Origin of the sequence: Paraglaciecola mesophila KMM 241, assembly GCF_000315015.1 — a bacterium.
GTDB lineage: Bacteria > Pseudomonadota > Gammaproteobacteria > Enterobacterales > Alteromonadaceae > Paraglaciecola > Paraglaciecola mesophila.
In genome coordinates this window covers 1-4,518 of the sequence record NZ_BAEP01000039.1, presented here as the reverse complement: position 1 = coordinate 4,518, position 4,518 = coordinate 1, and the positions used below count along the sequence as shown (strand labels likewise).

Annotated in this window: 3 protein-coding genes; all 3 read left to right on the top strand. The window is 41.9% G+C overall.

Going from position 1 to position 4,518, the window contains the following annotated elements; all coding sequences use genetic code 11:
- The first annotated feature begins 312 nt into the window (after nt 1-312).
- The gene (gene recN, locus GMES_RS08760) at nt 313-1,986 is read left to right on the top strand and encodes a DNA repair protein RecN (RefSeq protein WP_006992288.1); all 1,674 of its coding nucleotides are present in this window, start codon (nt 313-315) and stop codon (nt 1,984-1,986) included.
- Between the two features lie 113 nt (nt 1,987-2,099).
- The gene (locus GMES_RS08755) at nt 2,100-2,456 is read left to right on the top strand and encodes an outer membrane protein assembly factor BamE (protein WP_006992287.1); all 357 of its coding nucleotides are present in this window, start codon (nt 2,100-2,102) and stop codon (nt 2,454-2,456) included.
- Nucleotides 2,457-2,874: 418 nt separating this feature from the next.
- A complete protein-coding gene (locus GMES_RS08750) occupies nt 2,875-4,461 on the top strand; it encodes an ABC-F family ATPase (protein ID WP_006992286.1) in 1,587 nt (528 codons plus the stop codon).
- Nucleotides 4,462-4,518: the final 57 nt, after the last annotated feature.

Sequence of the window (4,518 nt, the reverse complement as noted above, 5' to 3'; positions counted from 1 at the left end):
GTGCCGATTAGGTTGCTCAAACAACCAGACTCCGTCACTAAATACATTTCACAATTCTGCAACCTCCACCTAGAATGTTCTCACTTTAGACTGACGACATCAGACACCACCAGTAGCCTACAAAATGAAGTAAAAGAATTTATTTTGATAATTGCGTAAAAAACGAGCGTTCACAAATACCTAACTCATTGATTTTAAACAATTACATTCAATTGTAAAAAATGACACTGTCATTAAAACCTACACAACTACTAGACAGCCTTCAAAATATGTATATATTTACAGTTACTGTATATTTGAACAGGCATTTATATGTTACTTCATCTCTCTATTCGAAATTTTGCTGTCGTTAAATCCCTAGACATCGATTTAGCCCAAGGTATGACGGCGGTCACCGGTGAAACCGGCGCTGGTAAGTCCATTTCAGTGGACGCATTAGGCTTGTGTTTAGGCGATAGGGCTGAAGCGGGGTTCGTGCGCAGCGGGGCAGATAAAGCTGAAATCTGTGCATCCTTTGATGTGAGTAAATTGTCACTTGCTGCAAAGTGGTTGAAAGAGCACGAATTAGACGACGGTGATGATTGCCTAATCAGGCGAGTCATCTCTAGCGAGGGCCGCTCAAAAGCCTTCGTTAATGGCACACCTGTACCCTTAGGCCAGTTGAAATGTTTAGGGCAGTACTTGTTAAGTATTCATGGTCAACATGCCCACCAACAGATATTAAAAGCGGATACACAGCGCGAATTACTGGACAACTTTGCTGAGCATCCTGGTCTTTTGAATAATGTGGCCCAGCACTATCATAGCCTTCAACAAAAACAGAAAATTTATCGTGAATTATTGGCGGGTCAACAACAGCGTGCGGATCGTTTTCAGCTTTTGTCTTATCAAGTCTCTGAGTTAGATGAATTTGCCATCTGCGATGGAGAGTTTTCTGAGCTAGAAAGTGAGCATAAAAGGCTCAGTAATAGTCAAGCCTTGCTGGAGCAGACTCAGTTGAGTTTTTATCAACTATATGAAGCCGACGACTTCAATGCCCTATCTGCGGTGCAAAATAGTATTGATAGATTAACGGAATTGCAGGATCACGACCCGACCCTTTCCCCAATATTAGCATTGTTAAATGAAGCAAGTATTCAAATCGACGAGGCTGCGCAAGAGCTTAGAGATTACACAGATCAGCTAGAAATAGACCCGATGAAAATGCAGCAGGTTGAAGCGCGCTATTCGCAAGCGTTAGATTTAGCCAGAAAGCATCAAGTTAAAGCGGAAGAGTTATATGCCTACCACCAAACATTGACCCAAGAATTGTCTCAGCTTTCTGAAGATGATCAAATGTTGGATAACATGCAGGACGAAATATCAGCTTTAGAGAAACTTTATTTTAAAAGCTGCGAACAACTTAGTTTGTCGCGTACTAAAGCCGCCAGTAAATTAGCGAAACAGGTAGAAAGCCAAATTCACAAAATGAATATGGGCGACGCGATATTTAAAATTGAGGTTGAGCCGCAGGTCAGTGCGTCTCATAGCAAACATGGCTTGGACAGTATTCAGTTCAAAGTATCGACTAATAAAGGACAAGCCCTTGATAAAATTGAAAAGGTTGTCTCTGGTGGTGAATTGTCGCGAATTGGGCTTGCGATTCAAGTGATCAGCTCTCACAACAGTCAGGTAGCAACCATGATTTTTGATGAAGTTGATACCGGTATTAGTGGTTCGACTGCTTCAGTGGTGGGGCATTTACTGCGTAAATTAGGTGAAACCTGTCAGGTAATTTGTGTGACGCATTTACCCCAAGTTGCAGCACGCGCGCATAATCAAATGTTCGTTACCAAGTTTAGTGACAAGAAAACCACAGAAACTCATATGATTTCTTTACAAGAAAATGAACGAATTGAGGAGTTGGCACGTCTACTAGCTGGAGACAAATTGACGGATTCTGCGCTCGCCAACGCCAAAGAGTTACTACAAATCAGTAATTCTTAACAATTATGCATTGATTAGGCTGTCTTGGCTGAGTTAGGATGCTTCGCCTATGGACCTTTAGCGAAGTACTTGTAGGGTCTTTATTTACCTAATAGCTGAGAAATTAAATAAGAATGAAGTTTAGAAATATATTGGTGGTGATTGCCGCCTCATTGATGCTGTCTGCTTGTGCTGATTGGATTTATCGAATTGATGTGCCACAGGGTAACTTTTTAGATGAGCGAGATGTTAGTAAATTACGCATTAACATGACTAAAGAACAAGTGGTGTATGTATTAGGAAAGCCCGTAGTAGAGGACTCATTTGATCATGATACTTGGTACTATTTGTATCAAATGAAGCGCGGGATGGCTAAGCGTGGTAAAGATTTCCGTAAAGAATTAACCCTACACTTTGTCGATAATCGTGTAAGCGAAGTGACAGGTGACTTTGAATTATCCGAAGACTTTAATACTCCCCTTGATGAGTAAGGCTTACTTACTTTAGCTCAGCAGTATCGATTAGTTTGTACTTTTATTTTATGCAAAAGAACAGATTAATCGATATCAGCTCACTGCCCCGCAACACGTTTTGACTTACCCCCATGCGTACTTAATACATACGTAATCATGGAGTGGCTTGCTATATCAAGCTCCCTCTGTTGTCTGCATCCCACATCTTTGTCATAAAATTGTCGGTAATTCAGGCTAAAATTAGCCGAGTCGTACATGCTTGTGGCATAATACGCGCCGAATTTTCCTCAAACAGTCGCGCCTTATTAAAGTTAAAGTTTAATCAAACAGCGCTGTTTCCTATTTTGTCGACTTAAGCACAAATCGCTAGTGTAATTGACTAGTGGCGAGGAATAACACTTTCAGCACATTCACCTAAATTACTCGGAAGAAAACATTGTTAACGACCGCAAACATCACTATGCAATTTGGCGAAAAGCCATTATTTGAAAATGTATCAGTTAAATTTGGTAACGGAAATCGTTACGGCTTAATCGGCGCAAATGGCTGTGGTAAATCAACCTTCATGAAAATACTTGGGGGGGACTTAGAGCAATCTGCCGGGAATGTTTCCACCGACCCAGGTGAGCGTATTGGTAAATTGAAGCAAGACCAGTTCGCATACGAAGAGTACAGTGTTATTGATACTGTAGTGATGGGACACAATGAACTGTGGAAAGTCAAAGCAGAGCGTGATGCTATTTATGCTAACCCTGAAATGACGGAAGAAGACGGCATTCGCGTTGCCGATTTAGAATCAGAGTTCGCTGAAATGGATGGCTACACCGCAGAAGCACGTGCCGGAGAGCTATTAATCGGTGTGGGTATTCCAGTAGAGCAACATTATGGCCCTATGAGTGAGATAGCCCCTGGTTGGAAACTTCGCGTGCTGCTTGCCCAAGTTATCTTTTCAGATCCTGACATAATGCTACTTGATGAGCCAACCAACAACTTGGACATCAACACCATTCGTTGGCTAGAAGGCGTGCTAAACGAGCGTAATTGCTCCATGATCATCATCTCTCACGATCGCCACTTTTTAAACAGTGTGTGCACCCATATGGCCGATTTGGATTATGGCGAAATTCGATTATTCCCTGGTAACTATGACGAGTATATGACCGCCTCTACTCAAGCCAGAGAGCGCTTAGTATCAGATAACGCTAAGAAGAAAGCCCAGATCGCCGAACTGCGTACTTTTGTTAGTCGCTTCTCGGCGAATGCATCTAAGTCTAAGCAAGCCACGTCTCGCGCTAAACAGATAGACAAGATCAAACTGGATGACATTAAACCTTCAAGTCGTCAGACTCCTTTTATTCGCTTCGAGCAAACTAAGAAGTTACATCGTAACGCATTAGAGCTAACAGGATTGAAGAAATCCTATGAAAAGGAATTGTTCAACGGTTTAGACTTAATGGTTGAAGTTGGCGAACGTATTGCCGTTATTGGTGAAAATGGTTTGGGTAAAACCACGCTGTTGAAGTGTTTAGTAGGAGACACTGATTTAACAGCAGGCGAAGTCAAATGGTCCGAGAACGCGAATATCGGTTATTACGCCCAAGATCATGCTCATGAGTTTGAAAAAGAAATGACGCTTATGGAATGGATGTATCAATGGGCCCAAGAAGGTGATGACGAACAAGTCATGCGCGGTACATTAGGTCGCTTGCTCTTCTCTCAAAATGAGATCAGTAAATCGGTAAAAGTTATATCCGGCGGTGAACAAGGCCGTATGATGTTTGGAAAGCTTATGCTTCAGCGCCCTAATATTTTGGTGATGGATGAGCCGACTAACCACATGGACATGGAATCGATTGAATCATTAAACTTAGCGTTAGAAAACTACGCAGGCACTCTGATTTTCGTCAGCCATGACCGAGAATTTGTATCTTCAGTTGCAACTCGCATCATTGAGATAACACCAAATGGCATTGTGGATTTCCGTGGTAACTATGAAAGTTATTTACAAAGCTTAGGCGCCTAACCTCCCGTTTTAGCTGTCTATCTAGCCAAAAAAAGCCTGAATCATCTAACATGATTC